Consider the following 24,580-nt stretch of genomic DNA (forward strand, 5'->3'; position numbering starts at 1 on the left):
GATTCTACAGAAGCAGACGCTTGAACTCGAGTCTCGGTTTTCCAAAGTTGAACAGGAGACCTACTGGAGATTGCTGGCTTTCAAATAGTTCAATACTTGTGATGTGTGGGACTGGGTCAGCGCATCGACGGCCTTCAATTCGACGATCACGATGTTCTCGACGACAAGATCGGCGATGTAGAATCCGACCCTCTTTTCACGATAGTGAACGGGGAAAGATTGTTCCTTCGCGACCGACAAGCCGCGGAATTCCAGTTCGACGGCCAGGGCGTTCCTGTATACGGCTTCAAGAAAGCCGTGCCCCAGATTGTTTGACACGTCAAAAGCCCCAGCGATGATCTGTTCAGTCAGCCCGCTCGCGGCTGCATCGACTGTTCCCGCCATCCGTGCCTATCCCGTTCATCCGTGATCCTTAAACCTTCGCATCAGAAGATAGAACGGCTTTGTCCCAACTCTTATCAGTTGCACCCGCTAGCCGTCCTGCCGGATGCTCTCGGCCTCCGACGAACCGATGCGAGAGTGACCGTCATGGCTGTTACCGATCCGCGCCCGACCCTCGACGCGCCCGACGACGACCCGTACCTGTGGCTCGAAGAGGTCGACGGCCCCCGCGCGGTCGAGTGGGTGGAAGCACGGAACGCCGAGATCCTGGGGCGGTTCGGCGATGCAGCGTTCGAGCGGGACCGCGACGCGCTGGCGGCGATCCTGGACCGGCCGGACAATATCCCGTTCGTCGCGCGGCGCGGCGACAGGCTGTTCAATTTTTGGAAGGATGCCGCGAACCCGCGCGGGCTCTGGCGGGCCACCAGCCTGGAGAGCTACCGGACCGAAAAGCCCGAGTGGGACGTGCTGCTCGACCTCGACGAACTGTCGGAAGCCGAGGGCGAGGACTGGGTGTGGGGCGCGCCGGTCACCCTGCCCGGCAGCCATGACCTGGCGATCCTCAGCCTGTCGCGGGGCGGCGGCGATGCGACGGTGCTGCGGGAGTTCGACCTGGCGACCCGGAGCTTCGTAGCCGGCGGCTTCCACCTGGACGAGGCCAAGAGCGGGGCCGCCTGGCTCGACCGGGACACGCTGCTGATCTTCTCCTCCCTGGGCGAGGGCATGGCGACCCGCTCCGGCTATGGCAGGACTGTGCGGCTGTGGCGGCGCGGCACCGATCCCCTCGCGGCGCCGGTGATCTTTGAGACGACCGAGGACCGCATGAGCGTCTGGGGCGACGTCGAACGCGACACCGGGACGGAAACCCTCTGGTTCACCGAGCAGGTCGATTTCTTTAACGCGACCCAATGGAAGGGCGACCGCGCCGGCGCGAAAACGCGGCTCGACCTGCCGACCGACGCCTGGATCCAGTGGCACCGCGGCTGGCTCGTGGTGAAGCCGAGGGTTCCCTGGGAGGTCGGCGGCGCGACCCACGAGGCGGACAGCGTGCTTGCGATCCGGCTCAGTGACTTCCTCGGCGGCGGCAGGGAGTTCACGACCCTCTTCACCCCGGCGCCGCGCCGCTCGCTCCAGGGATATTTCATGCCCGCCGGGCGGCTGGTGCTGTCGATCCTGGACGACCTGCGCCCGGTATTCGAAGTGTGGACGCCCCCTGCCCCACCGGCTTCGGCCTCATGGACCCACACGCGCATCACGGGGCTGCCCGATATGGGCGTCGCCAGCGTCTGGCCCCTGGACGTGGAGGAGGATGAGTCCAACGGCGACCTGCTGGCCAACGCCCAAGATCCGCTGACGCCGCAGTCCCTCTATCTCATCCGGCCGGACAAGGCGCCAGAGTTGCTGAAGCGGGCGCCGCGCGCGTTCGATCCGGCGGGACTGGTGGTGACCCGCCACGAGGCGGCGTCCGGCGACGGCACCCTGATCCCCTATTTCCAGGTCGGCCCGGCCGGCCAAACCGGGGAAGCGCCGGTTCATCTCTACGGGTACGGCGGGTTCGCCATCTCCATGCTGCCGTCCTACAATTCCGCCATCGGCAAGCTGTGGCTGGAGCGCGGGGGCACCAGCGTGATCGCCTGCATCCGCGGCGGCGGGGAGTTCGGCACGGCCTGGCACGAGGCCGGCCGGCGCGAGGGCAAGCGGCTGTCCCACGACGACTTCGCGGCGGTCGCGCAAGACCTGGTCCGGCGCGGCGTCACCCGGCCGGACCGCATCGCGGCGGAGGGCGGATCGAACGGCGGCATCCTGATCACCAACATGCTGACCCGCTACCCGGAGCGCTTCGGCGCCCTCTTCTGCACGATCCCGCTGATCGACATGCGGCGCTATTCGAAGCTGCTGGCCGGGGCGAGCTGGGTGGCCGAGTACGGCGACCCCGACGATCCGGCGGACTGGGAATTCCTCGGCCCCCTGTCGGCCTATCACACCGCCGAGCCGGGCAAGCCCTATCCGCCGATCCTGATCGCGACCAGCCGGCGCGACGACCGCGTCCACCCCGGCCACGCTCGCAAGATGGCGGCGAAGCTGCTGGCCATGGGCTACGACGCCCATTTCTACGAGCCGGCCGCCGGCGGCCACGGCTACGGCAAGGACAACTCGGAACGGGCATCCTTCACGGCGCTGGGCTACCGTTTCCTGCGCGACGCGATCGGCTGGGACGCGGCGTGACCGGAGGGCGACGGCGTATGCGCCGTTGCCTTCTCCACGAACCCAATTTATCTTTATGGGAAGAGAAAATCTGCCTGGATTTCCGCAATGCCGTTGAACATCAAGGATCCGAGTACCGAAAAGATCGTTCGTGAACTCGCTGCGGTCACGGGTGAAGCTGTGACTACCGCGGTGCGCAAAGCGGCCGAGGAACGGCTTCAACGCGTTCGAAACGACAGGTTCGGCAATAGACTGGCGGATGAGTTGATGGAGATCGGCGCACGCTGCAGCGCTCTGCCGGACCTCGATACGAGAAGTGCCGACGAGATCCTTGGCTATGATGAACACGGATTGCCGCGCTGATGGTCATCGACACGTCGGCCATCCTCGCCGTCCTCTTGGGAGAGCCCGAAGCCGCCCGAATATCGGAGGAAATCGGACTTGGAACGCCCAGGCTGTTGTCCGCGGCAAATCTCCTGGAAGCTTCGATGGTCATAGAGACCCGCAAAGGCGAGGCGGCGGGACGTGAACTGGATCTCTTCCTCTACCGCGCCCGCATAGAAATCGTGCCTGTCGATCAAGAACAGGCTGAGATTGCCCGCATAGCGTGGCGCAGATATGGGAAAGGGCGTCATCCCGCCGGATTGAATTACGGTGATTGTTTCGCCTATGCTCTGGCCAAATCCCGGAATGCACCTTTGCTCTTCAAGGGGAACGACTTTGCAAAGACGGATATCGGTCAGTTAAACTGATCGTGGGTCAGGTGAAGCCAGGTAGCACCCGAACCACGATCAATTCAGTCCGTCAGCCTTTTACTGCGCCGGCTGATCGGCGGGCGGCGCCGGCTGGCCGTCCGTCTCGGGCACCGGGATCAGCGCCGGGGCGGGTTCCATCGGTGCGGCGGTGATGCCGGCCGCGACGTCGAGTTCGGGATAATCCTTGACCATGCCGGCTCCGAAGAAGGGCTTGTAGACGCCGGCGTGGCAGGTCGTGCAGTTCACCTTCAGCGGGTCGCCCAGCGGCCCAAGGCGGTGGCTGGGGAAGATGCTCTGAAGGGGATCGATGTACTGGTCGTTGAGCTCGCGGACCATCTGGATGCCGTGCCAGGCGGTCACGCGAACCGGCGAGCTCTGCTCCCAGTCGCGGAAGGAGCGGCTGTTGTGGCAGTAGGTGCAGTTGACCCCCAATGATTCCGACATGTGGATCATCAGGCCGTAGGTCCATTCGGTCTGCTTGATCGAGCTGCGGTTTCCGGTCGGCAGCGCCGTGTCGGCCCGGGCGCGGATGTCGGCGTCTGTGCCGCCGCCCGACAGGAACGGCGTGAAGGGATCGAACGGCAGCGAGGTCAGGCCGGCGGCATAGGACACGCCGTTCTGCCCGCCGTTGTTGCCCAGCACGCCCGCCGCGTGGGGCGGACCCGGATTATTGTACCAGACGTTGGCGGGCACCGGCTGGCCGCGGTGGCAGGTGTAGCAGGTGACGCCGGTCTGGGCGACATGGGGTTCCCAGTTGACGTTGATGTCCCGCGTCATCTGGAGCATGCGGCGGGCCACCACCTTGGTATAGAGGCTGTCGGACGACAGCGGCTCGCCCTCGGCATGACAGTAGGCGCAGCCCTGCTCCGGGGACACCCACTCGGTGATGGCGCTCATCACCCGGATGAACTGCGCGTCGGTCAGGTCGCGCAGCACCTGGACGTTCTCGTAGATCTCGGTCGCCGGGACGCTGTCCGGGTCGGCCGGCTCCAGCGGTTCCGGCACCTGGTTGGCGGCCAGCTGGGCCTGGACGGTCTCGGGCTGGAAAGTCTGCACGATGCCGACCCCCCGGAAACCCTGCTGCACGCTGTCCACCGGCGGGTACTCGATGGTGAACAGCATGCCCGCGCCGAACACCGCGACCGCGACGAGGCCGATGCGCAGGATCAGGTCCCAGAACGCTTCCTTGTCGGTGAGCTTGTTCATGGCTGCCCCCCGGTCACGAGCGCGGGATCGACGACCGGCGGGAAGACCTGGGGATACATCGGCGCCAGCCCGTGCTTGACGCCCCACAGGTACCAGTTGTCGACGACGGTGCCGGTCAGCAGGATGCCGATGCCGCCGGTCAGCGGGCACAGCACCGCGAACCACCAGGCCCAGCGATGGATCGACTCGGCCGTGGCGTTGAAGCCCATGGTCCAGCGCCAGAACAGCGCGCCGCGCTCGAACGCGGTGCCGCGGTCGGTGATCTGCTCGACTTCCCGCTCGCCGCCGAACCGGCTGATCGCCAGCACGGTGGCGCCGTGCATCGCGAACAGCAGCGTCGATCCATAGAGGAAGACGATCGAGAGCATGTGGAACGGGTTGTAGAACAGGTTGCCGTAGCGGATCGAGAAGGCCGCCGTCCAGTCCAGGTGGGGGAAGATCCCGAACGGTACCGCCTCTCCCCAGCTTCCCATCAGCACGGGGCGGATCAGCCCGAGCACCAGGTACAGCCAGATCGCCGCCGCGAAGGCCCAGGACACGTGGGTCCCCATGCCCAGCGCCCGCGCCCTGCGGTAGGTCCGGAGCCACCACAGCAGGATCGAGGTGGTCAGGAAGAAGCCGGTCATGATCCACCAGCCGCCCTGGGCCAGCGGCGGTATCCGCAGCCCGTATCCCGGGGCCGGCGGCTCCAGCGCCAGCCAGGGCAGCTGCCGGACGAACTGCACCGGGTCCCAGTTGACCGAGGCCCACATGTTCAGCCCGATGATCTCGATCGCGATGATGCCGCACAGGATCGAGGCGAGCCCCGTCCAGCCCAGGTAGACCGGGCCGACCTGCGCGTCGCCGAAACGGCCGAGCAGGTGGATGAAGCGTGGTTTCCAGGCCCGGACCCAGGGCCCGCGGGTCAGCGGCACGCCCGCATAGGCCGGGCCGCGGACCTGCACCTGGGTGAAGATGTTCTGATATTCCGCCATCGCGGCCTCCTTAGCGCCAGATCGGCAGGTCGAGCCACCAACTCCACCATTCCGGCCAGCCACGGGTCCAGAAGGGGCCGCTGATGATGATGCACACGGCGCTCCAGAACCCGGCGCTGAGCGCCAGGAACAATCCCAGCCTGTGGATGCCCAGCGTTCCGATCGACCAGCCGATGGTGTCGCGGAAGAAGGTGTTCTCGTGCTCGGCGGTCTTGACGCGGTCGCCCTTGGGAGGGTTGGCCGCGGCCAGCACCAGGGAGCCGTGGAGCGACAGCGCGAAGGTGGTCGTGAAGAAGAAGGTCACGGCCAGCATGTGCGCCGGGTTGTAGTGGAAATGCAGGTACTGGTATCCCACGTTCGACACCCAGTCCAAGTGGCTCAGGATGCCGTAGGGGAAGCCGTGCCCCCAGGCGCCCAGCAGGACGGGGCGGATCACGACGAGCGAGATATAGGCGAACACCGCGACGCCGAAGGCGACCGGCACATGCAGGCCCATGCCCAGCTTGCGCGCGATCTCGGCCTGGCGCAGCGCCCACGAGACGAAGGCGCCGATGGCGCAGATCGTGATGATCTGCCACAAGCCTCCTTCGCGCAGCGGTGCCGCTCCCAGCCCGTATTTCAGGTCCGGCGGCGCTATGTTGATCTGCCAGACGTTCCAGGTCGGCCCGATGGCCGCTCCGTAGAGGATCAGGCCCGTGCCGAGGATCGAAAAGAAGATCGTCGTGACACCGAAGAAGCCGACATAGAACGGCCCGACCCAGAAGTCGAAAAGATCGCCTCCGATCAGCGTCCCGCCGCGGACGCGGTACTTTTTCTCGAAATTCAGCATGGCCATGGTCGGATCCCCTGTCAGGCGCCCCGGTCAGGAGGCGCCAGCTCCACCCGCGGCGGGCGGGGCCGGGCGGCAGCCCGGTCCCACGCGCCGCTCCAGTCGATCGCCGAGGGCGTCAATTGGATCGTGGGAGGGGAGCCATCTGACCCACGGCGCCGGCGCGGGCGGCGCCGGGGCCATCCAGCCAGTTGAACCGGTCAGTGCTGAGCAGGATGAAGTGGATCAGCAGGGCCAGGGCGAACAGGAACGTGAACAGGGCGATCAGCGTCCTGCGCGGATCGAAAAGCAACCATACGCGCCACATGTCGGTCTCCTATGCGACGAAGGTCTTGAAGGATTCGAGCGCGACGGTCACGCCGTCGCGCAAGGTCCCGTCGATCAGGGACGAGTAGCCCTGCTCTCCGGGCATCCAGGGACGCCACAGCCAGACGAGGATGTGGGCCAGCACGGCCACGCCGACGAAGATGGCGAAGCTCTGCATGAAGATCTTGTGGAACTCCCTCGCTTCCGGGTCTGTCAGCCCGGACAGCGACGCGTCGGGGGTTCCCCTCTCGCTGGGCGTGCGTCGTTCACCCATCGTGGTGTCGGACATTTATCTACCTCCTGATGAAAGCCGTTCGGCCGGTTCTGCGCGAGGACCGCGCGGCGGTCGCCGGACGTCTTGGGCGCCGGCGAATTCGGGCTCCCTCCGGGCGGAGGGAGCGGTCGAGGGGGAAATCGGCTGGACGAACTGCTCGTCCAGGGCGGCCTCGGCGACGCGCACCGCCGTGACGCGGTCCTCGGCGCGTCGGCGGGCATTGCGTTCGGCGGCGTCGCGCAGGCGCTTCGCGGCGGAGATGCGGACCAGGACGGGCTGCGCCTCGACCAGCCGGTCGAGGTCCGCCTTGGCGTCGTCGTCCCAGGGAAGCTCGGCCTCCAGCCTGGACGGCGTCGCCTCCACCCGGTCCATCTCGGCCGCGAGCGGCAGGATGTGGAAGAGCGCGTCGAACAGCGCGTTGCACACTTCCTGCACCAGCCAAGTGGCGCCGGCATAGCCCATGAAGGGCGTGCCGGTGTGCCGGCGGATCACGGCGCCGGGGAAGGAGGCCGGGATATAGACCGCCCTGCCCCCCGCCTCGCTGAGATACATGCGCTCGTTGTAGCTGCCGAACAGGACCAGCGGCGGGCGCGTCCGGACCAGGTCGCGGACCTCCTCGTTGTCGGTTTTGGCCCCGGCGCGCCTCGCCACCGCGAAGGTGCAGGGCAGCCCCATCTCCTCCTCCAGGAAATGCCGGACGCCTCTCGCATAGGTCTCGTTCGCGACGATCCCAAAGCTGGCGGTACCGAAGAAGTCCTGGGTGACCGAGCGCCACAGGTCCCAGACCGGCTTGATGGTGGTCAGCTTCTCCCGCTCGATGAAGGGTTCAGGGTCGATCTCCAGGATCTCGCCCAGCTTGCGGAGGAACCGGGTGGTCGAGTGCAGCCCGATCGGCGCCTGGAGATAGGGCCGGTCCAGCGTCTCGCACAGCAGCCGGCCGAACTCGCGGTAGAGGCAGACATTGGCGTCGGCCCGGGCCAGCTTGGGCACGTCGTCCAGGTGGCTGCCGAGCGGGAAGGTCAGGTTGACCTCGGCCCCGATGCCCTCGACCAGCCGGCGGATCTCGGCCAAGTCCGACCACATGTTGAAGGTGCCGTAGATCGGGCCGATGATGTTGACCCGGGGCTTCTCGCCCGGCTTGCGCGGCTTCGGCTTGGGCACGGCGCCGCGCTTCGGGCCGAACTCGGTCCACAGCCAGTTCAGCGCGCGGTCGGCGCTCTGCCACTGGTCCTCGTCGATGGTGCGCGGCAGGAAGCGCTGGATGCCGGTGCCCTCGGGCGTCACGCCGCCGCCGATCATCTCGGCGATCGAGCCGGTGACGACGACGCTGGGCCGCTTGGGGTCCAGCGTGCCGTGCGCCCGCTTCATGGCGCCCTCGGTGCCGTGGCGGCCAAGCTCCTCCTCCGCCAGGCCGGTCACGACGATCGGCAGCTCGTGCGGCGGCAAGGCGTCGGTATAGTGCAGGACCGCCGTGACCGGCAGGTTCTCGCAGCCGACGGGGCCGTCGATGATCACCTGCAATCCCTTGATCGCGGTGAAGGCGTAGACGGCGCCCCAGTAGCCGCCGGCCCGGTCGTGGTCGAGGATCAGCATGAGGCGGGCTCCCCGAAGAAGGCCCGCATCTCGTCGAAGCGCGCGGTGTTGGCCAGGGCGGCGTTGACCACCTGGGCCAAGGCGCCGGCGCCCGCGACGCCCATCAGCGGGCGGGCCGAGATCAGGTTGGTGAAGTAGAGCGCCGGGATCGCCATCTCCTTGGCGCGCTGGACCACCGGCGTGGTGCCGATCGCCAGGTCGGGGCGGAATTCCTTGAGGGCGGCCAAGTCGTGCTCCAGCGAGGCGCGGTACTGGACCATCACGCCACGGGATTCCAGCCAGTCGCGGTCGGCCGCCGACCAGGGGGTGCGCGGACAGGCGGTCCCGACATAGCGGACGTCGGCGCCGCTCTCGACCAGCAGGCGGGCGACCAGAAGCTCGGAGCCCTCGTATCCGGACAGCGTGATGCGGCCCTTGACGGGCGCGCGTTCGAAGGCGCCGCGGATCGGCGGCAGGGCCTTGTCCTTGGCGGCGTCCAGCATGGCGCGGGGCACGGCGAAGGCCGAGCCGATCGCCTCCAGCCAGGCGGCCGTCCCCTCGTAGCCGACCGGGGCGGAGCCCAGGACGGTGCGGCCCGCCGACTCGAACTCGCGGATCGACGCGGTGTAGAACGGGTGGATCGCGGCCGCCGCCGGACAGTCCAGGGCGGCATACAGCTCGCGCCACTCCCGTGTCGGCACGACCGGACCGGCGGCGAGGCCCATCGGCTCCAGCATCATGCCGATGCCGACGGGGTCGGCGGGGAACATCTCGCCCAGCAGGGCAAGCGCCGGCCGTTCCGTCCTGCCGGCGCGGGGCGCCTGGACGGGGCCCTGCTCCGCCTCCCGCCGCGCATAGGCCAGCATGGCGCCGGCCAGCACGTCCTTGGCCTCCGCATGGGTCGGGACGCCGAAGCCCGGCACGTCGATGCCGATGATCCGGACGCCGTCGATCTCCTTCGGCAGCAGCCGCAGCGGCACGCCCGACGCGGTCGGGACGCACAGGTTGATGATCACGACGGCGTCGTAGAGTTCGGGATCGGCCAGCTTGAACACCGCCTCGCGGATGTCCTCGAACAGCTTGCCGGTGACCAGCGTCTCGGAATTGAACGGCACGTAGCCGACCGTCCGGCGGGCGCCGTAGAAGTGGGAGGTGAAGGTCAGGCCGTAGACGCAGCAGGCCGAACCGGACAGCACGGTGGCCGTCCTGCGCATCCGCAGTCCGACGCGCAGCGACCCGAAGGCCGGGCACATGCTCTGAGGCTGGTCGTGCGGCCCCACGGGATAGTCGGCGGCATAGCGCTCGATGGTCTCGTTCATCCCGGCGGCGCGGGCGGCCTCGCGGAGTTCCGCCTTGCCGCCGTGGCAGCCGGCCTCGATGGGAGCGGCGGTCATGGTGCGGTACCCTTGAAGACTATGGGCCGGGACCGGGGAACTGGGGTCGGACCACCATTTCCCACCCGGTCTTGCCGGTGGAGAGGTTCGGGGGAAATGGTGGTCCGACCCCAGTTCCCCTCGCAGGCGGGTGCGCTCCTAGACATCATCGTAGATCACTTCGAGGGACGGCTTGGTAACCGCCTCGACGCCGCACATGTCCTCCAGCGTCGCCGGTTCCAGCACAACGCCGCGGCCGACCGCGTCGCCCTTGAACAGTCCCAGCAGGCCGTCCTGGGTCAGGGGCTTGGGCCACTCGGGCGGCGCCCAGGCGACGTTGCGGGCCAGTTCCTCGAACAGCGGTCCCCAGCGGTCGCCCGGCCGGCCGACGATCTGGTAGTTGGCGCTCTTGCGCCTTATGTCGTCGTCCGCAGGGATGGAGGCGAGCACCTGGATGCCGACCGCCTCGGCGAAGGCCCGGGCCTCGCCGGTGCCGTCATCCTTGTTGATCACCATGCCGGCGACGCCGACATTGCCGCCCATCTTGCGGAAATACTCGACCGCCGAGCAGACATTGTTGGCGACGTAGAGCGACTGCAGGTCGTTGGAGCCGACGACGATCACCTTCTGGCACATGTCGCGGGCGATCGGCAGGCCGAAGCCGCCGCACACCACGTCTCCCAGGAAGTCCAGCAGGACGTAGTCGAAGCCCCAGTCGTGGAAGCCCAGCTTCTCCAGCAGCTCGAAGCCGTGGATGATGCCCCGGCCGCCGCAGCCGCGCCCGACCTCCGGTCCGCCCAGCTCCATCGCGTAGACGCCATCGCGCTTGAAGCAGACGTCGCCGACCTGGACCGGCTCGCCGCTCAGCTTCTTGCGGGTCGAGGTTTCCAGGATGGTCGGGCAGGCCCGGCCGCCGAACAGCAGTGAGGTGGTGTCGCTCTTGGGATCGCAGCCGATCAGAAGGATCTTCTTGCCCTGCTGGGCGAACATGTAGGACAGGTTCGCCAGGGTGAAGCTCTTGCCGATGCCGCCCTTGCCGTAGATCGCGATGATCTGCGTCTCCTTGGTGGGCGGCGCCGTCGGAACCGGGTCGGGCTCGATCGAGGCCTCGGCCCGCAGGCGTTCCATCAGGGTCGTCTCGGTCATGAACGGCTTCTCCAATCCAGGATCATCTTCAGGCAGGCCGGATCGCCGAAGGCCGTCCGGTAGGCCTCGCCGGCCCGGCCGGCGTCCAGGCGGTGGGTGATCAGCCCGTCGAGCGGCAGTCGGCCGGTTTCGATCAAGTCCCTGACCGCCGGCAGGTCCGGCGGGGTCCATTCGGCGGCGATGCGGATGCGGGCCTCCCGCATGAAGGCGGGCGGGAAGGCGAAGGACAGCGGGGCGGCGTAGAAGCCGGCCAGGATGACCTCTCCGCCGCGGGCCAAGCGGCCGATCAGGGCGTCGAGCAGAGCTCCGTCGCCGCTGACGTCGCAGACCGCCCGATAATCGTGGCGCGGGTCCTCCTCCGGATGGATCACCCGGTAGCCCTCGGCGCCGGGGCAGCGGGTCGGGTTGCGCTCCCACACGGTCGGCGGCTCGCCGCCGTTCGCCAGGACCAGCCGGGCGAGCAGCCGGCCAAGAACGCCGTGGCCGACGATCAGGTCCGGCAGGCGGTGGCCGTCGAGGGCATGGTAGGCGGTGGCGGCCAGCGCCAGCAGGACGGCCTGGTCTCCAAGCGATTCGTCCACCGGCAGGACCCTTTCGCCCGCCACGACCACCCGCGCTGCGGCGCCGCCGAACAGCCCGCGGACCGGGCCGAAGCACCGGGCGCCCGGCACGAACACGAACTCGCCCTCCCGCCGGCCGGAGGTGGCGCCCGCCTGGACGACGCGGCCCACGGACTCGTATCCGGGGACCAGCGGATAGCCCAGGCCGGGAAAGGCCGGCATGCGGCCCAGCCAGAGCAGGCGTTCCGTACCCGTGCTGATGCCGCTCCACATCACGTCCACCACGACGTCACCGGCTTCGGGCGGCGTGAGGTCGAGCCTCCGCAGAGCGAGCCGTTCCGGCTCCTCGATCACGACTGCGAGCGTTTCCATCCCCGATCCCCGGCAAAGGGTTCTGTTTCGGCACGCTGAGTGCCTTTGCTTAAGTGTCAGTCTATATTGACATACCAGAACGTCAATAAAAACTTACGTCAATCCGCCGGACGGGCAGTAATGACGCCGGTCAGCAACGGCATCGCCGTCCCGTGACGCCGGACGCCGCCGAAGCCGGCGCGGTGCAGCAGGGCCGTGATCTCGCGCGGCGATCGGGCATGGCCCCGCCCCATGGCGAGCAGGTAGAAGCCGAAATAGGCATCGCCGACCGGCTCGGCCCCGGCGGCCTCCGCCATCGGCTCCGCGATCAGCAGGGTACCGTCCCTCCCGAGCGCCTGCCGGACCGCCCGCAGGATCGCGAGCGCTCCCGCGTCGTCATGGTCGTGGAGCACCCGGACCAGCGAGACGACGTCCGCCCCCGAAGGAAGGGGGTCGGACAGGAAGTCGCCGCCCGCCACGGATGCCCGCGGGTCGAGGCCGTCCGCCCGGAACCGTTCCCTGGCCCGCTGCGCCACGGCCGGGAGATCGAACAGGACGGCCCGCAGCTTGGGGAACCGGGACGCCGCGGCGCTCACGAAGGCGCCCTCGCCGCCGCCGACATCCATCAGGCAGCGGTGGCGGTCCAGCGGATAGGCCGCCAGCACCTCCTCCGCGATCAGCGGCTGCGAGGCCGCCATCAGGGCGCTGTAGGCCGCCACCTGGGGACCGGTCAGGTCGGCCGGCCGCTCGGCCCCGGCATAGGGCCAATAGCCGGACAGCTCCGTCCGGCGGCATTCCCCGCGCAGCAGAGCGACCGGATCCCGCAGGTCGTCGTAGAGCATCGCATGGTGCTCGACCATGGCGGTCAGGCCGGGGTTGCCGACCAGCGCCGCCCCCAGGGGGCCGAGGCCGAAACGGTCCTCGCCGCGCCGGGCCAGCAGGCGGAGCGAGACTGCGGCGCGCAGCAGCCTTTCGGCCGCCTCGTCCGCCATGCCCAGCCGGCGCGACACCTCGTGCGCGGTCATCGACCGTTCCGACAGGATGTCGAACAGTCGAAGCCGGACGCAGGCCAGCAGCACCTGGGAATAGACGAAGCCGGCGCATAGGTCGAACAGGTCGCGGCTGCGCCGCCGGGCGACCGGGCGGGTCAGCGGAAAGGCTGCGGCCCAGTGGCGGAAGCGGGGACTCGCCATCAGCCGATCGCGCGCCGACCACAGGCGATCCATCCAGACGTCGACCCGGGGCAGCCCCCAGCCGATCTGGGCCAGGCCGACCCGCGGCGTGCAGACCTGCGAAAGCCGGCGGGCGTGGCCGGCGTGATGCATATCGCTCTGGCTCATGCTGCAACCCTCACCAGTTCCTTGGGCAGGAAGCGCTCGGCTTCCAGTCGAATCAGCGCCCGAAGCTCGGCGGCGCCCGGACAGCGCGGGATCGCTTCGGCGGCCTCCCCGATCAGGAGGTCGAGGCGGTCGAGGGCGCCGTCGATGCCCAGTTCGCGCGCGGCGCTCATCCGCCCCAGGGCGGCATCGCGCCCGACCGGCTTGCCCAGTTCGTCGGGATCGCCGGCGACGTCGCGGATATCGTCCGCGACCTGGAACGCCTCGCCGATCTTCTCGCCCAGGGACCGCCAGGGCGCCGACTCGACGCCCGCCGCCGCGGCGCCGCCGACCGTCGCCGCCGCGAACAGCGCGCCGGTCTTGGCCCTGTGATAGCGGGCGAGGTCGACCCGCGGCTCGCTCTCCCAGGCCTGCCCCGCGACGATGCCGAACGGCATGCCGACCGACCGGCCAACGCAGAGCAGCAGCGTCGCCAGGCGGTCGGGACAGGCCGCGGCCTCGCGCGCCAGCGTCTCGAACGCCAGCACGATCAGCGCGTCGCCGGCCAGCACCGCCAGGGGTTCGCCGAAGGCGCGGTGGACGGAGGGCTTGCCGCGCCGGACCGGCGCGTCATCGAAGCAGGGCAGATCGTCGTGGACCAGCGACGCGCAGTGCAGAAGCTCGATCGAGGCCGCGGTGGCCGCGGCGGCCGCGAAGTCCTCCGCCCCGCAGGCCCGGGCCACCGCCAGGCAGAGCCGGGGCCTGATCCGGGCGCCGCCTGGGAAGACGGCGTGCCGCATCGCCGCCGCCAGTCCGGGCGGAGCGCCCGCCCCTTCCGCCTCGCTCAAGGCTCCGTCCAGGGTCTGCTCGATCCGCATGACGACATCCATGGGCAACCTCCCGCCGCGCCGCGTTGTAATGGTAGATTGTCGCGCGTTACTGTCATATATTGTTGACACGAGCAGTAGTCAGGTTCAACGACATTCTTCACGTCAAGCAGGAAGGGCCGGGGACATTGTTCGGGAACCGTATCATCGTGGTCGGCGCAGGCATCGGCGGCCTGACCGCGGCCCTGACGCTGGCGAGCCGGGGCATGGCCGTGACGGTCCTGGAAAAGGCGGACAATTCCGGCGGCAAGATGCGGGAGGTCGCGGTCGGCGGAGCCCGCCTGGACGCGGGTCCGACGGTCTTCACCCTGCCCCGCATCTTCGAGGAGATCTTCGCCGACGCCGGGAGCAGCCTGCACGACCATGTCACCTTGAAGCCGGCGGAGATCCTGGCGCGGCATGCCTGGACGGACGGATCGCGGCTGGACCTGTTCGCCGACCCGGAGCGGTCGGCCGTCGCGATCGCCGCCTTCGCGGGCCGCCGCGAGGCCGAAGGATATCGCCGCTTCCAGGCCGAGGCCCGGCGCACCTGGCGCACCCTCCAGGACTCGTTCGTCCGCAGCGCGGAGCCCAGCGTCAAGGGGCTGGTCGGATCGGTCGGCCTGAGGGGCCTTGGCGACCTCTGGCGCATCCGGCCGTTCGACACCCTGTGGAAGGCGCTGGGCGACTATTTCCACGATCGCCGCCTGCGCCAGCTGTTCGGTCGCTACGCCACTTATTGCGGCTCCTCCCCCTTCCTGGCACCGGCTACCCTGATGCTGGTGGCCCATGTGGAACAGGAGGGGGTCTGGCTGGTCGAGGGCGGAATGGCCCGTCTGGCCGAAGCCCTGGCGCGCCTGGCCGAGCGGCACGGCGCCGTTTTCCGTTACGGCACCGAGGTCTGGAGGATCGACGCGGCCGGCGGCCGGGCTTCCGGCGTCACGCTCGCCGGCGGGGAACGGATCGAGGCAGACGCCGTCATCGTCAACGCCGACTCCGGCGCGCTGGCCGGCGGATTGCTGGGTCCGGCCGCCGTTCGGGCCGTCCCGCCGGCCGATCCGGCGCAGCGATCATTGTCGGCGGTGACCTGGAGCCTCCTCGCGGAAGCCGGGGACTTCCCGCTGGCGCGGCATACCGTCTTCTTCTCCGACGACTATGCCGCCGAGTTCGACGACATCTTCGGCCGCTCCCGCCTGCCCCGGTCCCCCACCGTCTATGTCTGCGCCCAGGACCGGGAAACCGGTCACGGCGTTCCGGCCGGCGGCCCCGAGCGCCTGTTCTGCCTGGTCAACGCCCCACCGACCGGCGACATCCATTCCTTCGACCCGACGGAGATCGAGCAATGCGCGAACAGCACATTCGGCATCCTGGAACGTTGCGGCCTGCGCCTCCGGACATCGCCGGAGCACACCATGGTGACGACGCCGCGGGACTGGGAGCGGCTGTTCCCGGCGACGGGAGGAGCGCTCTACGGCCCGGCGTCGCACGGCTGGAAAGCTTCGTTCAGCCGTCCGACGGCGCGCAGCCGCATGCCCGGCCTCTACCTGGCGGGGGGCAGCATCCATCCCGGGCCGGGGGTGCCGATGGTGGCCTTGTCCGGCCGGATGGCGGCGCGGGCGGTGCTGCGCGACCTGGGTTCGCGACGCTCCGCTTCGACCGTCCTGTCACCCGCGACGGCTATGCCTGGTGGTACGTCGACGCGCTGAGCGACGACGGAAAACACGGCCTGACGGTGATCGCCTTCATCGGCAGCGTCTTCTCGCCCTATTACGCGTGGGCACGCCGCCGCGGCCGGGGCGACCCGCTGAACCATTGCTCGGTCAACGTTGTGCTGACGGGTGCCGGCGGCAACCGCTGGTGCATGACGGAGCGGGGCCGCAGCCGGCTGGATCGCGACCAGCGCTCGCTCTCCATCGGGCCGAGTTCGCTGGAATGGGACGGGACGGCGCTGACGATCCGCATCGACGAAACCACCATGCCGGTTCCCAGGCGGGTCGGCGGAACCATCCGCATCCATCCCCATGCCCTGACGGAGCGTTCCTTCACCCTGGACGCCGCCGGCCGGCACCGCTGGTGGCCGATCTCCCCCCGCTCCCGGGTGGAGGTGGAACTGGACCGGCCCGGTCTGCGCTGGAGCGGCACCGGATATTTCGACACCAACGCGGGCGACGAGGCGCTGGAGGACGCCTTCAGCCAGTGGGACTGGTGCCGGGCAGACCTGGGGGACGGTGCCGCCATACTGTACAACGTGGATCGCCGCGCAGCGCCGCCGCTGGCCCTGTCCCTGCGGATCGACCCGACGGGCGCCGTCGAGATGGGCGACCCGCTGCCGCCGGCCCGGCTCCCCCCTACGAAATGGTGGCGCATCCCGCGCGCAACCCGCGCCGACCCGGAACACGCGGTGACGGTCAGGGAGACGCTGGTGGACGCGCCGTTCTATGCGCGATCGGTGCTGGAGACCAGCATCGGGTCCCGGCCGGCGACGGCCGTCCACGAGAGCCTGTCGCTCGACCGGTTCCGGATGCCATGGGTCCAGGCGCTGCTGCCCTTCAGGATGCCGCGCCTGCCCTGAGGCTCAGGGGCGGCGATCCTCGCCCGGCATGCGGACATTGCTGCCGGGCCCGTCCTCACCCAGTGCATGCTGCTTCCGCTTGGTCCTAACGAACTGATAAACAACGACAATGAGAACAATCACCAATGTCATGCCGGCGAGGGCCCAGATCAGGCCGCCATCGCTGCCGTCTTCCATTTCCCGTCTCCTCAGGTTTGTCTGAATGGCAATTGCCTGAGAACCGAAGGAACGGATGGTTAGTTCCGAATGCTTAGACTCATAATGATGCCTCGTCATCGTTTCGCTTGGGTCTCTTGGCGTCCTCCTCCGATGCCCGGCTCACGGATCTTATCTGGTAGATCGCCCAGCCGAGGACGCCGCCGAAGACCAGAAGCATCTCCACCAGGGCGAACCATCCCGCGGACATCGCCGGTCAGCCCTGGCGCTTCAGCGCCACGCGCTGGCCGCGCTCCAGCCGTTCGAACAGGAGGAGCAGCCACACCACCGGGTCGTCCCGTACCGCCTCGGGCACCGTCGTGGCGGCCACGGCCTCGACCAGGAAGCGGGACTCCTCGACGCTCCGGAGCCCACCGCCCTCTCCAGCACCAGCCAGGGCGGCGGCCGATGCCCGGGCCAGCAGCAACGCCTTGCGGCGCGCCGGGACGACGGCCCGGCGCGACACCGAGTCCCCGCCGGCCCGTTCTACCTCGCGGCCGATCTCGGCATAGAGGTGGCGGGCCGCCTGGATGCCGGGGCGGCACGCGGGCGGCAGGCAGGCGATGCCGGGATCGGCCTGGCGGTAGAACTCGTCGGCCACGACCAGCAGCCGCCCGACCACGGTGCCCAGCGGCGGGCTGAACACCGGGCAGGCCAGCCAGGCGTCGGGGTCGATGCCCGCGTCCCGCAGCCACTCCAGCGGCAGGTAGAGGCGACCGGCCCGCGCGTCCTCGCCGACGTCGCGGGCGATGTTGGAAAGCTGCATCGCCATGCCCAGGTCGCAGGCGCGCGCCACCACGTCGCCGTCGCGCACGCCCATCAGCACGGCCATCATGGCGCCGACGGTCCCGGCGACGCGGGCGGCATAGGCGTTCAGTTCCCCGAGATCGGCGTAACGCCGGCCGGCCAGATCCCACTCGAACCCTTCGAACAGCGCTTCCGGCAGGGCGCGGGGAATCGCGAAGCGGTCCACCACATCGGCGAAGGACCTGTCCACCGGATGGTCCAGCGGACGGCCGGCATAGGCACGCTCCAGCCGCCGCCGCATCCGGTCCAGCGCGGCGTGGGCGTCCCCGGCAAGATCGGCCGCGTCGTCGGCCAGCCGGCAGAAGGCGTAGAGCGCGGAGGCCGGCTGCCGCACCCGGGACGGCAGCAGGAGCGAGGCGGCATGGAAGGTCCGCGACGCGTTCCTCAGCATCCCGCGGCAGGCCGCGAAATCCTCGGCCGTGGCCGGCCGGGTCCCGCGGCTAGGCCAAAACTGCTGCATGCGGCACCACCTTGTCCAGGACCCTTGCCGACGACAGCACGCCCGGCAGCCCCGCGCCGGGATGGGTCCCGGCCCCGACTAGGTAAAGCCGCTCAATATCCTCGCTCCTGTTGTGCGGGCGGAACCAGGCGCTCTGGGTCAACACCGGCTCCAGCCCGAAGGCGGCGCCGCGCACCGAGAGCAGGCGGTCCTGGAAATCCTGGGGCGTCAGCATGCGGGACGTGACGATCTGATCCTTGAGGCCGGGCAGCAGCGTTTCGCCCAGGTGGCGTTCGATGGCGCGGCGGTAACTCTCCGCCGTCTCGTCCCAGCGGGTGCCGCTGTCCAAATGGGGAACGGGGGACAGCACGTAGAAGGTGTCGCAGCCGTCGGGGGCGAGCGACGGGTCGGTCGCGGTCGGCCGGTGCAGGTAAAGGCTGAAGTCGGGCGCAAGAACCTTCCGCCGGAAGATGTCGTCGAGCAGTTCCCGGTAGCGCGGGCCGAGCAGGATCGTGTGGTGGGCGACATCCTCGTAGCGGCGTCGGGTGCCGAAATACCAGACGAACAGGCTCATGGAATAGCGGGCGCGGTCGATCCGGCGATCGGTCCAGCGCTTGCGCGCTTCCGGTGCGATCAGGTGGCGATAGGTCCAGGCGCTGTCGGCGTTGGACACCACGATGTCGGCGGGGATCTCCTGCCCCGAGGCCAGCCGGACTCCGGTGGCCCGTCCGTCGCGCACGGTGATCCGGGCAACCTCGGCGTTGCAGCGGACCACGCCGCCCTGCCCCTCGATCAGGCCGACCAGCCCGCGGACCAGCCGTCCCGTGCCGCCCATGGCGAAGTGGACGCCCCAGCGCCGCTCCAGGAAGGCGATCAGGCTGTAGATCGAGGTGGTGGCGAAAGGATTGCCGCCGACCAGCAGGGGATGGAAGCTCAGCACGGTGCGGAGCCTGGAATCGCGCACGTGCCGGCAGACCAAGTCGTAGACCGAGCGGTGCCCCGCCAGCCGGACCAGATCGGGAAGCACCCGCGCCATGTCGGTCCAGCTGCTGAACGGCACGTCGCCCAACTGCTCGAAGCCGATCCTGAAGCGCGCCTCGCTGGCCTTCAGGAAGCTCTCGTAACCCGCGATGTCGGCGGGCGAGAATTTCGCGACCTCCGCCCGCATCGCCGCGTCGTCGCCGGAATACTCGAACACCTCGCCGTCGTCGAACCGTATCCGGTAGAATGGCGAGATCGCCCGCAGCTCCACGTCGTCGGCCAGCCGCTTGCCGCAGAGCTGCCACAGCTCTTCCAGCAGGAACGGCGCCGTGACGATAGTGGGGCCGGCGTCGAAGGTGAAGCCGTCCTGCCGGTAGACGTAAGCCCGCCCGCCCGGCGCATCGAGCCGTTCCAGGACCGTCACCCTGTAGCCGCGCGCTCCCAGCCGGACCGCGGCGGCCAACCCGCCGAAACCGCTGCCGATGACCACGGCATGGGGTGGAACAGGAATGTCGCGTGTCATCTTGTTCATACGCCGAAGCGTAACACGAAGTTGACACTCTGGATAGGGCTCAGGTTCGGTCAGGGATGAAAGGCGATGGGCACCGGTCACGGCCCGAACGCCGTCTGCGCACAATCCGGCGCGCCTTGGGGAGTGTTGTCGCCCCGCCGTTCATCAGCAACGATATGAGTGCGTCAGATTTGGCGCACGAGACTGCGGCTCGGCGCCAACCTGACGATGCCGGTCAACCTCCACCGGCCAACTCGGTCATCCCTGCCTATCTGCACCATTGCCGCGCAGAGGCGCTTCGGCAGCGGGGGATGGGTTCGAAGGGGTTACGCGCCAGATCGTGTTCGAAAGGTCGTCTGCGACGATCAGGGCGCCCTCCGGATCAACCGTGACGCCGACAGGCCGACCGTAGGTCTTGCCGTCCTCGCCGTAGAACCCGGTCACGAACTCCGTCGGAGGACCGGCAGGGCGACCGTCGCGGAACGGTACGAAGATCACCTTGTATCCACTGGGAACGCTTCGGTTCCAACTGCCATGTTCCCCGACAAACACGCCGTCGGTGAACTGGTCGCCCATCGCGGGAGTGGAGAAGGCCAGGCCAAGCGCGGCGACATGCGATCCCAGGCTATAATCGGGCCGGATCGCCGAGGCGACCTTCTGCGGATCTTGCGGCCGAACGCGCGGATCCACGTTCTGGCCCCAATAGCTGTAGGGCCAGCCGTAAAAGCCGCCTTCGCGGACCGACGTCAGGTAATCGGGGACAAGGTTCGGGCCAAGCTCGTCGCGTTCGTTCACCACCGCCCATAGCTCGCCCGATCCCGGCTGGATGGCGAGGGCGGTAGGATTGCGGAGGCCGGTGGCGTACGGCTTGTGCGCTCCCGTCTGGGCATCCACTTGCCACACCATCGCGCGGTCAACCTCGGCAGCCATCCCGCGTTCCGTGATGTTGCTGTTGGAGCCGATGCCGACATAGAGGAAGCGTCCGTCAGGACTGGCGGTCAACGCCTTCGTCCAGTGATGATTGATCTCGGATGGCAGGTCGGTGACCTTGACCGGCGGTCCGTCGGCTCGCGTCTGTCCCTGACGGTAGGCGAACCGCACCAGAGCATCCTGATTGGCAACGTAAAGCTGATCGTCGACCAGCGCGAGGCCGTAGGGCGCGTTCAGATTGTCGGCGAAGACGGTGCGTTCTTCGTAGACGCCGTCACCGTCGCCGTCCCGCAGCAAGGTCAAGCGATTGCCGCTCTCGACCGAAGTCGTTCCCTTGGCCTTGATGACGCCCGCGATGATGTCCTTCGGCCGTAGCGCCGGCGCCGAGCCGCCCCTCCCTTCGGCAACGAGGATATCGCCGTTGGGCAAGACGAGGGTCTGGCGCGGAATGCCGAGGTCGGTGGCGATGGGTGTGATCGTATAGCCTTCCGGCACGACCGGTCGCCGATCGCCCCACAGCGCGGGATCGGCGATGTTCATGCTGGGAAGCAGCCCGCGTTGTTGCTCGGGGAGCTGTGGATTGGAGCCGTACTCCGGCGGGGCTGGATCGCCATCGCAGGCGGTCAGCAGGGCCGTGAGCGCGGTCGCGGCCAGCAAGCTGGAATATCTCATTTCATCCCTCCCACGCGAAGGCTGGAGAAGCCGAGCCAAGTCGCCAGAATGGCGAGCACGGTAACGATCGCCGAAAGGATGAGCCCTTCCGGCATCGTTGCCCAAGCGTCGCGCGCATGGACGAACGAGTTGATGAGGCCGAGCCCGAAAGTGGCAAGCAGCAGGAGAAAGTAGATGAGGGGTCGCCCTCGGCGCCGGTCTGCGCGGATCAAATCGATGAAAGCCCACAGGAGCGCGAAACCGGTGAAAGCCTCGCCACCCGCAATCAGCCAGGAGGCGAAATTGCTCCACTGGATCTGGTAAGTCGAGGTATAGGCAATGTCGCTGAGCAGGCCACCCAGGAACAGCGGGATAGTGGCGGCGAGCAGCACCGCATGAAAGGGCTGAATCGCCCTTGCCGGTCTTTCATCATAAGCAACAGCCACAGCGTCTTCTCCTTGCCCGACCAGACTTTGCGCCGATGCACCGAGCGAGATGCATCAGGGAAAGCCCGAATACGAGGCCAACAGTACCAGCGCCCAAAATCTGTACTGAACGCAGTGTGCGAAACGCGAGCGCACGAACCTTGTTCCGGGCAGCTATCCGGCTTTGGCGGAGGCCCCTGGATGATCACCGGAGCGATGAACCGCACCCTCCACGCTGTCGGCCTTCGGCCGAGGCCGAGCTACGGTACTCAGGTTCGGGCATGAGAATCAGGACGGGCTCGGTTGGATGCGCTTCAGCCGTGCGCCGAACCACAGCGCCGTGGCAAGCGGCGGCGTGGCGGCGGCCAGGAACATGGGCAGGGGACCCTGAGCAGCTGCCAGCAGCCCTGCGAGCGCCGGACCGAGCACACTGCCGGCCGCCATGCAGAGCAGCGCCGCCGTGAAACCGAGAGTGCTGCGCCCCGGAAACAGCCGCACGCTCCAGAACGAGAACACCGCGCTCACCATCATGATCGCCGCACCGTGCAGCCCGGAGGCTGCGATCACCGCGATCCACGACGTCGGCGCGACCGCGATCAGCATGAGCGACAGAGCCGCTGCGGTGAAGATCAGGCAAAGCAGCGGCGCAAGCCCGATCCGGGCTTCGATCCGCCCGGTCGCGAGGCCGAGCACGCCGAACATCCCGTAGGCGAGAAAGATCACGACCGAGGCCACCTCGTCCGAAAGGCCAGGCAGGCCGCCGGCCGCCACGACCCGGTCGGCCGCGAAGGACAGGAAGATCGCGTTCGTTATCCCGAAGCAGAGCGCAGCACCATACAGGGGAATGGCAGCGCGCCGGGTAAGGCCGCCCGCTGCCGCGCGCGTGTCGGGGGAACCCTCCGGGGTCGGCTTCCGGCCCCGGCTCGACGGCAGCCCGACCTGTGCGATCGCGGCAAGGGCAAGCCCGCTGAGCGCGAAGCCAATCCAGGCTCCCCGCCAGTCCAGGGCTCCTTCCGTCACGGCGAGCGCGAGCCCGGCGGCGGCCGCGACTCCGAAGGTGGTTCCGGTCGATACCACGGAGAGCGCGGTGGCGCGCGCCTCGCTGGGCACCACGCGCTCGGCCGCGTCGTTGAACGGCGCCCAGCAAAGGCCCGCACTGGTTCCGGCGAGGGCGATGCCCAGTGCAAGGATGCCGGAGCTCCCGGCCGCCGCCACGGTCGCGAAACCGATCGACGCCGCCACGGCGCCCGTGGTGACCGCGACGCGCTCGCCAAATCGCCGGCCGATCCAGGCGCTCGCCAGAAGCGCCACGAGGAAGGCCAGGAATCCCGAGCTCGCGATCATTCCGGCCATGGACGTCGAAAGCGCGAACTCTTCCCGGAAGGCAGGCAGGAAGAGGCCGAATCCCATGCGGGCGGGACCGAAGGCCACGGCCGTGGCGATCAAACCGGCGGTCGTCAGCCGGATGGTCGGAGTGAATAGTGTCCTCATGCGTTGCCGTCCTCCAGCACTCCCGTCCCCCTCGCCATTCTGCGAGGATGGGAAGAAGACACGCGCTCCGCGCATGTTCTCCTTCCATGGCGATCGTGCATCGAGCGGAATTGTTTCAGCCCGACACCGGCAATTTTCGCTGGATCTTTCGAATGCCCTTCAATCCGGAGGGCCCGCTACCGCGCCGCGGTCCTGCCCAGGACTTCGTAGACCACCTTCACGCCGTCGATGGCGTCGGGAAGCGATGCCTTGGGCACCGGCTCGCACAGGTTGACCTTCACCGCATAGGAGTCGCCGACCTTGGTGATGCCGACCCCGGTCACGGTCCCGCAGCGGCGGGCGGCTTCGCCCGCCTTGGGTTTCACCCGTCTGGCCTGGTCTATCGACACGTTCGACATGGTCTCAATTTAAGCAATAAGCTGTTCGACTGCCAGTTCCAAATTCAGAGTTTCCATGACAAGGGTTAAATCATTGGCATTGGTCACGCCCTTGCCGTTGCTTCCGCCATGGTCGCTGCCGGCGAACAGCAGCGCGCAGGCGTCGCCCTCGCGGTCGAGGATCAGGGCGCCGCTGTCGCCGCCGCTGCTGAATGCGCCGTCGCCCGCTCCCTCGATCTCGATCTGCCGGTCGAAACGGATCTGGCCCCGGTCGTAATCGACCACCACGTCATCCAGTTCGATGGCGGTCACCACGCCGCGGGTCAGGCCGGTGGTCCGGCCGATCTTGACGACCTCGTCGCCCGGTTCGACCGGCCGGTCTCGCAGGCCGCGCAGCAGGCCGAAGCCGGTCACCGAACGGGGATCGAAGGGGACCCCTTCGGCCATGACGGCGCATGCCGCGTCCATCAGGTTGGAACCCTCGGTCTTCATCGGAACGGTGCCGGCCAGCGTGCCGATGCGGTCCTTGAAGCGCCGCCCGCCGTCGAACCGCCCGGGCTGGAGCACGGCGTCGCCCGCCTTGGCCAAGTCCTCGTTCGCCAGCACATGGTTGTTGCTCAGCAGGACGGTCCGCCCGGTCTCCCGATGCCTGAAGAATCCGCCCAGGCTGCCGGCGGTGACGGCATGGTGCCCGACCGAGCAGCCGATCAGCAGCGGCCTCTGGCGCAGGCGGAACCAGGGCGGCATAGGACCGTGGACGGCTGAATCGGCCGTGGTCCGCTTGGCGATGCGCCCGACATAGCGGATATCCACCTCGCTGTGCGCCGCGGATTCGAGCCGGCGCCGCAAATCGCCGTCATCCTCGAAGGTGCGGCGCTGGAGACGGACCGCGAGACGGTACTGGTCCGGGCCGGGTCCCCGGGCGATGCCGAGGGCGACGCCCCTCTCCGGCTTCACCGCACGCCGGATCGGGCCGGCGGCCAGCCCGAAGCTGCGTGCTTCCCGAGCCTCTCTCAGCAGCGGTCCGAGGATGTCCGCGGAAACTTCGGCCTTCAACGCCCTTACCGAACTCAACTCCAATCCATCA

The 24,580-nt window shown here is 68.5% G+C and carries 25 protein-coding genes; 5 read left to right on the forward strand and 20 right to left on the reverse strand.

All coding sequences use genetic code 11. The features are described 5' to 3' along the window. Nucleotides 1-60: 60 nt before the first annotated feature. A complete protein-coding gene (locus JL101_RS15200; protein ID WP_228434848.1) occupies nucleotides 61-384 on the reverse strand; it encodes a GxxExxY protein in 324 nt (107 codons plus the stop codon). Nucleotides 385-528: 144 nt separating this feature from the next. On the opposite strand from JL101_RS15200, the gene JL101_RS15205 reads away from it, so the two are divergent. From JL101_RS15205 to JL101_RS15215, 3 genes are all read left to right on the forward strand, one after another. Then, nucleotides 529-2,607: a prolyl oligopeptidase family serine peptidase gene (locus tag JL101_RS15205; RefSeq protein WP_203100461.1), complete on the forward strand. Its 2,079-nt coding sequence runs from the start codon at nucleotides 529-531 to the stop codon at nucleotides 2,605-2,607. Nucleotides 2,608-2,694: 87 nt separating this feature from the next. Then, nucleotides 2,695-2,949 (forward strand): type II toxin-antitoxin system VapB family antitoxin, encoded by a 255-nt coding sequence (locus tag JL101_RS15210; RefSeq protein WP_203100462.1) that lies wholly within the window; start codon nucleotides 2,695-2,697, stop codon nucleotides 2,947-2,949. Further along, nucleotides 2,949-3,338: a type II toxin-antitoxin system VapC family toxin gene (locus tag JL101_RS15215; protein ID WP_203100463.1), complete on the forward strand. Its 390-nt coding sequence runs from the start codon at nucleotides 2,949-2,951 to the stop codon at nucleotides 3,336-3,338. Before JL101_RS15210 ends, JL101_RS15215 begins: the two co-directional genes overlap by 1 nt. Nucleotides 3,339-3,398: 60 nt before the next feature. Here JL101_RS15215 and pufC read toward each other — a convergent pair whose 3' ends face one another. The 11 genes from pufC to JL101_RS15270 form a co-directional block, all read right to left on the reverse strand. Further along, on the reverse strand, nucleotides 3,399-4,547 hold the full coding sequence (gene pufC / locus JL101_RS15220) for a photosynthetic reaction center cytochrome PufC (RefSeq protein WP_203100464.1): 1,149 nt from the start codon (nucleotides 4,545-4,547) through the stop codon (nucleotides 3,399-3,401). Next, the gene (pufM, locus tag JL101_RS15225) at nucleotides 4,544-5,521 is read right to left on the reverse strand and encodes a photosynthetic reaction center subunit M (RefSeq protein ID WP_203100465.1); all 978 of its coding nucleotides are present in this window, start codon (nucleotides 5,519-5,521) and stop codon (nucleotides 4,544-4,546) included. Before pufM ends, pufC begins: the two co-directional genes overlap by 4 nt. Before the next feature lie 10 nt (nucleotides 5,522-5,531). Beyond that, nucleotides 5,532-6,356, reverse strand: a complete 825-nt coding sequence (gene pufL / locus JL101_RS15230; RefSeq protein ID WP_202683445.1) for a photosynthetic reaction center subunit L — start codon at nucleotides 6,354-6,356, stop codon at nucleotides 5,532-5,534. 112 nt (nucleotides 6,357-6,468) lie between these two features. After that, nucleotides 6,469-6,657, reverse strand: coding sequence for a light-harvesting antenna LH1, alpha subunit (pufA, locus tag JL101_RS15235; RefSeq protein WP_203100466.1), 189 nt, complete (start codon nucleotides 6,655-6,657; stop codon nucleotides 6,469-6,471). Between the two features lie 9 nt (nucleotides 6,658-6,666). Continuing rightward, entirely contained in the window at nucleotides 6,667-6,945 is a 279-nt protein-coding gene (gene pufB, locus JL101_RS15240) for a light-harvesting antenna LH1, beta subunit (protein ID WP_323374663.1), read from the reverse strand. Next, nucleotides 6,946-8,523 (reverse strand): chlorophyllide a reductase subunit Z, encoded by a 1,578-nt coding sequence (gene bchZ / locus JL101_RS15245; RefSeq protein WP_203100467.1) that lies wholly within the window; start codon nucleotides 8,521-8,523, stop codon nucleotides 6,946-6,948. It abuts the gene before it with no gap. Next, on the reverse strand, nucleotides 8,517-9,896 hold the full coding sequence (gene bchY, locus JL101_RS15250; RefSeq protein ID WP_203100469.1) for a chlorophyllide a reductase subunit Y: 1,380 nt from the start codon (nucleotides 9,894-9,896) through the stop codon (nucleotides 8,517-8,519). Before bchY ends, bchZ begins: the two co-directional genes overlap by 7 nt. Nucleotides 9,897-10,034: 138 nt before the next feature. After that, the gene (locus JL101_RS15255) at nucleotides 10,035-11,021 is read right to left on the reverse strand and encodes a chlorophyllide a reductase iron protein subunit X (protein WP_203100471.1); all 987 of its coding nucleotides are present in this window, start codon (nucleotides 11,019-11,021) and stop codon (nucleotides 10,035-10,037) included. Then, on the reverse strand, nucleotides 11,018-11,953 hold the full coding sequence (gene bchC / locus JL101_RS15260; RefSeq protein WP_203100473.1) for a chlorophyll synthesis pathway protein BchC: 936 nt from the start codon (nucleotides 11,951-11,953) through the stop codon (nucleotides 11,018-11,020). The genes JL101_RS15255 and bchC overlap by 4 nt, the downstream gene beginning before the upstream one ends. 98 nt (nucleotides 11,954-12,051) lie before the next feature. Continuing rightward, entirely contained in the window at nucleotides 12,052-13,272 is a 1,221-nt protein-coding gene (locus JL101_RS15265; protein ID WP_228434849.1) for an acetylserotonin O-methyltransferase, read from the reverse strand. Further along, on the reverse strand, nucleotides 13,269-14,138 hold the full coding sequence (locus JL101_RS15270) for a polyprenyl synthetase family protein (RefSeq protein ID WP_203100475.1): 870 nt from the start codon (nucleotides 14,136-14,138) through the stop codon (nucleotides 13,269-13,271). The genes JL101_RS15265 and JL101_RS15270 overlap by 4 nt, the downstream gene beginning before the upstream one ends. Nucleotides 14,139-14,263: 125 nt before the next feature. On the opposite strand from JL101_RS15270, the gene crtD reads away from it, so the two are divergent. Both crtD and JL101_RS15280 read left to right on the forward strand, forming a co-directional pair. Further along, nucleotides 14,264-15,820: a 1-hydroxycarotenoid 3,4-desaturase CrtD gene (gene crtD, locus JL101_RS15275; protein ID WP_203100477.1), complete on the forward strand. Its 1,557-nt coding sequence runs from the start codon at nucleotides 14,264-14,266 to the stop codon at nucleotides 15,818-15,820. A 26-nt stretch (nucleotides 15,821-15,846) separates the two neighbouring features. Further along, complete coding sequence (locus JL101_RS15280; protein ID WP_228434850.1) at nucleotides 15,847-16,686, forward strand: carotenoid 1,2-hydratase; 840 nt, start codon at nucleotides 15,847-15,849, stop codon at nucleotides 16,684-16,686. A gap of 3 nt (nucleotides 16,687-16,689) precedes the next feature. Here the strand turns inward: JL101_RS15280 and JL101_RS15285 are convergent, their stop codons facing one another. The 8 genes from JL101_RS15285 to JL101_RS15320 form a co-directional block, all read right to left on the reverse strand. Next, on the reverse strand, nucleotides 16,690-16,863 hold the full coding sequence (locus JL101_RS15285; RefSeq protein WP_203100479.1) for a hypothetical protein: 174 nt from the start codon (nucleotides 16,861-16,863) through the stop codon (nucleotides 16,690-16,692). A 235-nt stretch (nucleotides 16,864-17,098) separates the two neighbouring features. Continuing rightward, nucleotides 17,099-18,148: a phytoene/squalene synthase family protein gene (locus JL101_RS15290; RefSeq protein ID WP_203100481.1), complete on the reverse strand. Its 1,050-nt coding sequence runs from the start codon at nucleotides 18,146-18,148 to the stop codon at nucleotides 17,099-17,101. Then, on the reverse strand, nucleotides 18,129-19,631 hold the full coding sequence (locus JL101_RS15295) for a phytoene desaturase (protein ID WP_228434851.1): 1,503 nt from the start codon (nucleotides 19,629-19,631) through the stop codon (nucleotides 18,129-18,131). Before JL101_RS15295 ends, JL101_RS15290 begins: the two co-directional genes overlap by 20 nt. Before the next feature lie 246 nt (nucleotides 19,632-19,877). Beyond that, nucleotides 19,878-21,221 (reverse strand): PQQ-dependent sugar dehydrogenase, encoded by a 1,344-nt coding sequence (locus tag JL101_RS15300; protein ID WP_203100486.1) that lies wholly within the window; start codon nucleotides 21,219-21,221, stop codon nucleotides 19,878-19,880. Continuing rightward, the gene (locus JL101_RS15305) at nucleotides 21,218-21,646 is read right to left on the reverse strand and encodes a DUF2231 domain-containing protein (RefSeq protein ID WP_203100488.1); all 429 of its coding nucleotides are present in this window, start codon (nucleotides 21,644-21,646) and stop codon (nucleotides 21,218-21,220) included. Before JL101_RS15305 ends, JL101_RS15300 begins: the two co-directional genes overlap by 4 nt. Nucleotides 21,647-21,913: 267 nt before the next feature. Further along, a complete protein-coding gene (locus JL101_RS15310; RefSeq protein ID WP_203100490.1) occupies nucleotides 21,914-23,116 on the reverse strand; it encodes an MFS transporter in 1,203 nt (400 codons plus the stop codon). Nucleotides 23,117-23,292: 176 nt separating this feature from the next. Then, entirely contained in the window at nucleotides 23,293-23,514 is a 222-nt protein-coding gene (locus tag JL101_RS15315; protein WP_203100492.1) for a hypothetical protein, read from the reverse strand. Nucleotides 23,515-23,523: 9 nt separating this feature from the next. Then, nucleotides 23,524-24,549 (reverse strand): chymotrypsin family serine protease, encoded by a 1,026-nt coding sequence (locus tag JL101_RS15320; RefSeq protein WP_203100494.1) that lies wholly within the window; start codon nucleotides 24,547-24,549, stop codon nucleotides 23,524-23,526. Nucleotides 24,550-24,580 lie beyond the last annotated feature (31 nt).

The organism is Skermanella rosea (assembly GCF_016806835.2).
Classification (GTDB): domain Bacteria; phylum Pseudomonadota; class Alphaproteobacteria; order Azospirillales; family Azospirillaceae; genus Skermanella; species Skermanella rosea.

Excerpts from the sequence above, each read along its gene's own strand:
- JL101_RS15200 (WP_228434848.1), bottom strand. The coding sequence starts at position 384 with ATGGCGGGAACAGTCGATGCAGCCGCGAGCGGGCTGACTGAACAGATC.
- JL101_RS15205 (WP_203100461.1), top strand. The coding sequence starts at position 529 with ATGGCTGTTACCGATCCGCGCCCGACCCTCGACGCGCCCGACGACGAC.
- JL101_RS15210 (WP_203100462.1), top strand. The coding sequence starts at position 2,695 with ATGCCGTTGAACATCAAGGATCCGAGTACCGAAAAGATCGTTCGTGAA.
- JL101_RS15215 (WP_203100463.1), top strand. The coding sequence starts at position 2,949 with ATGGTCATCGACACGTCGGCCATCCTCGCCGTCCTCTTGGGAGAGCCC.
- pufC (WP_203100464.1), bottom strand. The coding sequence starts at position 4,547 with ATGAACAAGCTCACCGACAAGGAAGCGTTCTGGGACCTGATCCTGCGC.
- pufM (WP_203100465.1), bottom strand. The coding sequence starts at position 5,521 with ATGGCGGAATATCAGAACATCTTCACCCAGGTGCAGGTCCGCGGCCCG.
- pufL (WP_202683445.1), bottom strand. The coding sequence starts at position 6,356 with ATGGCCATGCTGAATTTCGAGAAAAAGTACCGCGTCCGCGGCGGGACG.
- pufA (WP_203100466.1), bottom strand. The coding sequence starts at position 6,657 with ATGTGGCGCGTATGGTTGCTTTTCGATCCGCGCAGGACGCTGATCGCC.
- pufB (WP_323374663.1), bottom strand. The coding sequence starts at position 6,945 with ATGTCCGACACCACGATGGGTGAACGACGCACGCCCAGCGAGAGGGGA.
- bchZ (WP_203100467.1), bottom strand. The coding sequence starts at position 8,523 with ATGCTGATCCTCGACCACGACCGGGCCGGCGGCTACTGGGGCGCCGTC.
- bchY (WP_203100469.1), bottom strand. The coding sequence starts at position 9,896 with ATGACCGCCGCTCCCATCGAGGCCGGCTGCCACGGCGGCAAGGCGGAA.
- JL101_RS15255 (WP_203100471.1), bottom strand. The coding sequence starts at position 11,021 with ATGACCGAGACGACCCTGATGGAACGCCTGCGGGCCGAGGCCTCGATC.
- bchC (WP_203100473.1), bottom strand. The coding sequence starts at position 11,953 with ATGGAAACGCTCGCAGTCGTGATCGAGGAGCCGGAACGGCTCGCTCTG.
- JL101_RS15265 (WP_228434849.1), bottom strand. The coding sequence starts at position 13,272 with ATGAGCCAGAGCGATATGCATCACGCCGGCCACGCCCGCCGGCTTTCG.
- JL101_RS15270 (WP_203100475.1), bottom strand. The coding sequence starts at position 14,138 with ATGGATGTCGTCATGCGGATCGAGCAGACCCTGGACGGAGCCTTGAGC.
- JL101_RS15285 (WP_203100479.1), bottom strand. The coding sequence starts at position 16,863 with ATGGAAGACGGCAGCGATGGCGGCCTGATCTGGGCCCTCGCCGGCATG.
- JL101_RS15290 (WP_203100481.1), bottom strand. The coding sequence starts at position 18,148 with ATGCAGCAGTTTTGGCCTAGCCGCGGGACCCGGCCGGCCACGGCCGAG.
- JL101_RS15295 (WP_228434851.1), bottom strand. The coding sequence starts at position 19,631 with ATGACACGCGACATTCCTGTTCCACCCCATGCCGTGGTCATCGGCAGC.
- JL101_RS15300 (WP_203100486.1), bottom strand. The coding sequence starts at position 21,221 with ATGAGATATTCCAGCTTGCTGGCCGCGACCGCGCTCACGGCCCTGCTG.
- JL101_RS15310 (WP_203100490.1), bottom strand. The coding sequence starts at position 23,116 with ATGAGGACACTATTCACTCCGACCATCCGGCTGACGACCGCCGGTTTG.
- JL101_RS15315 (WP_203100492.1), bottom strand. The coding sequence starts at position 23,514 with ATGTCGAACGTGTCGATAGACCAGGCCAGACGGGTGAAACCCAAGGCG.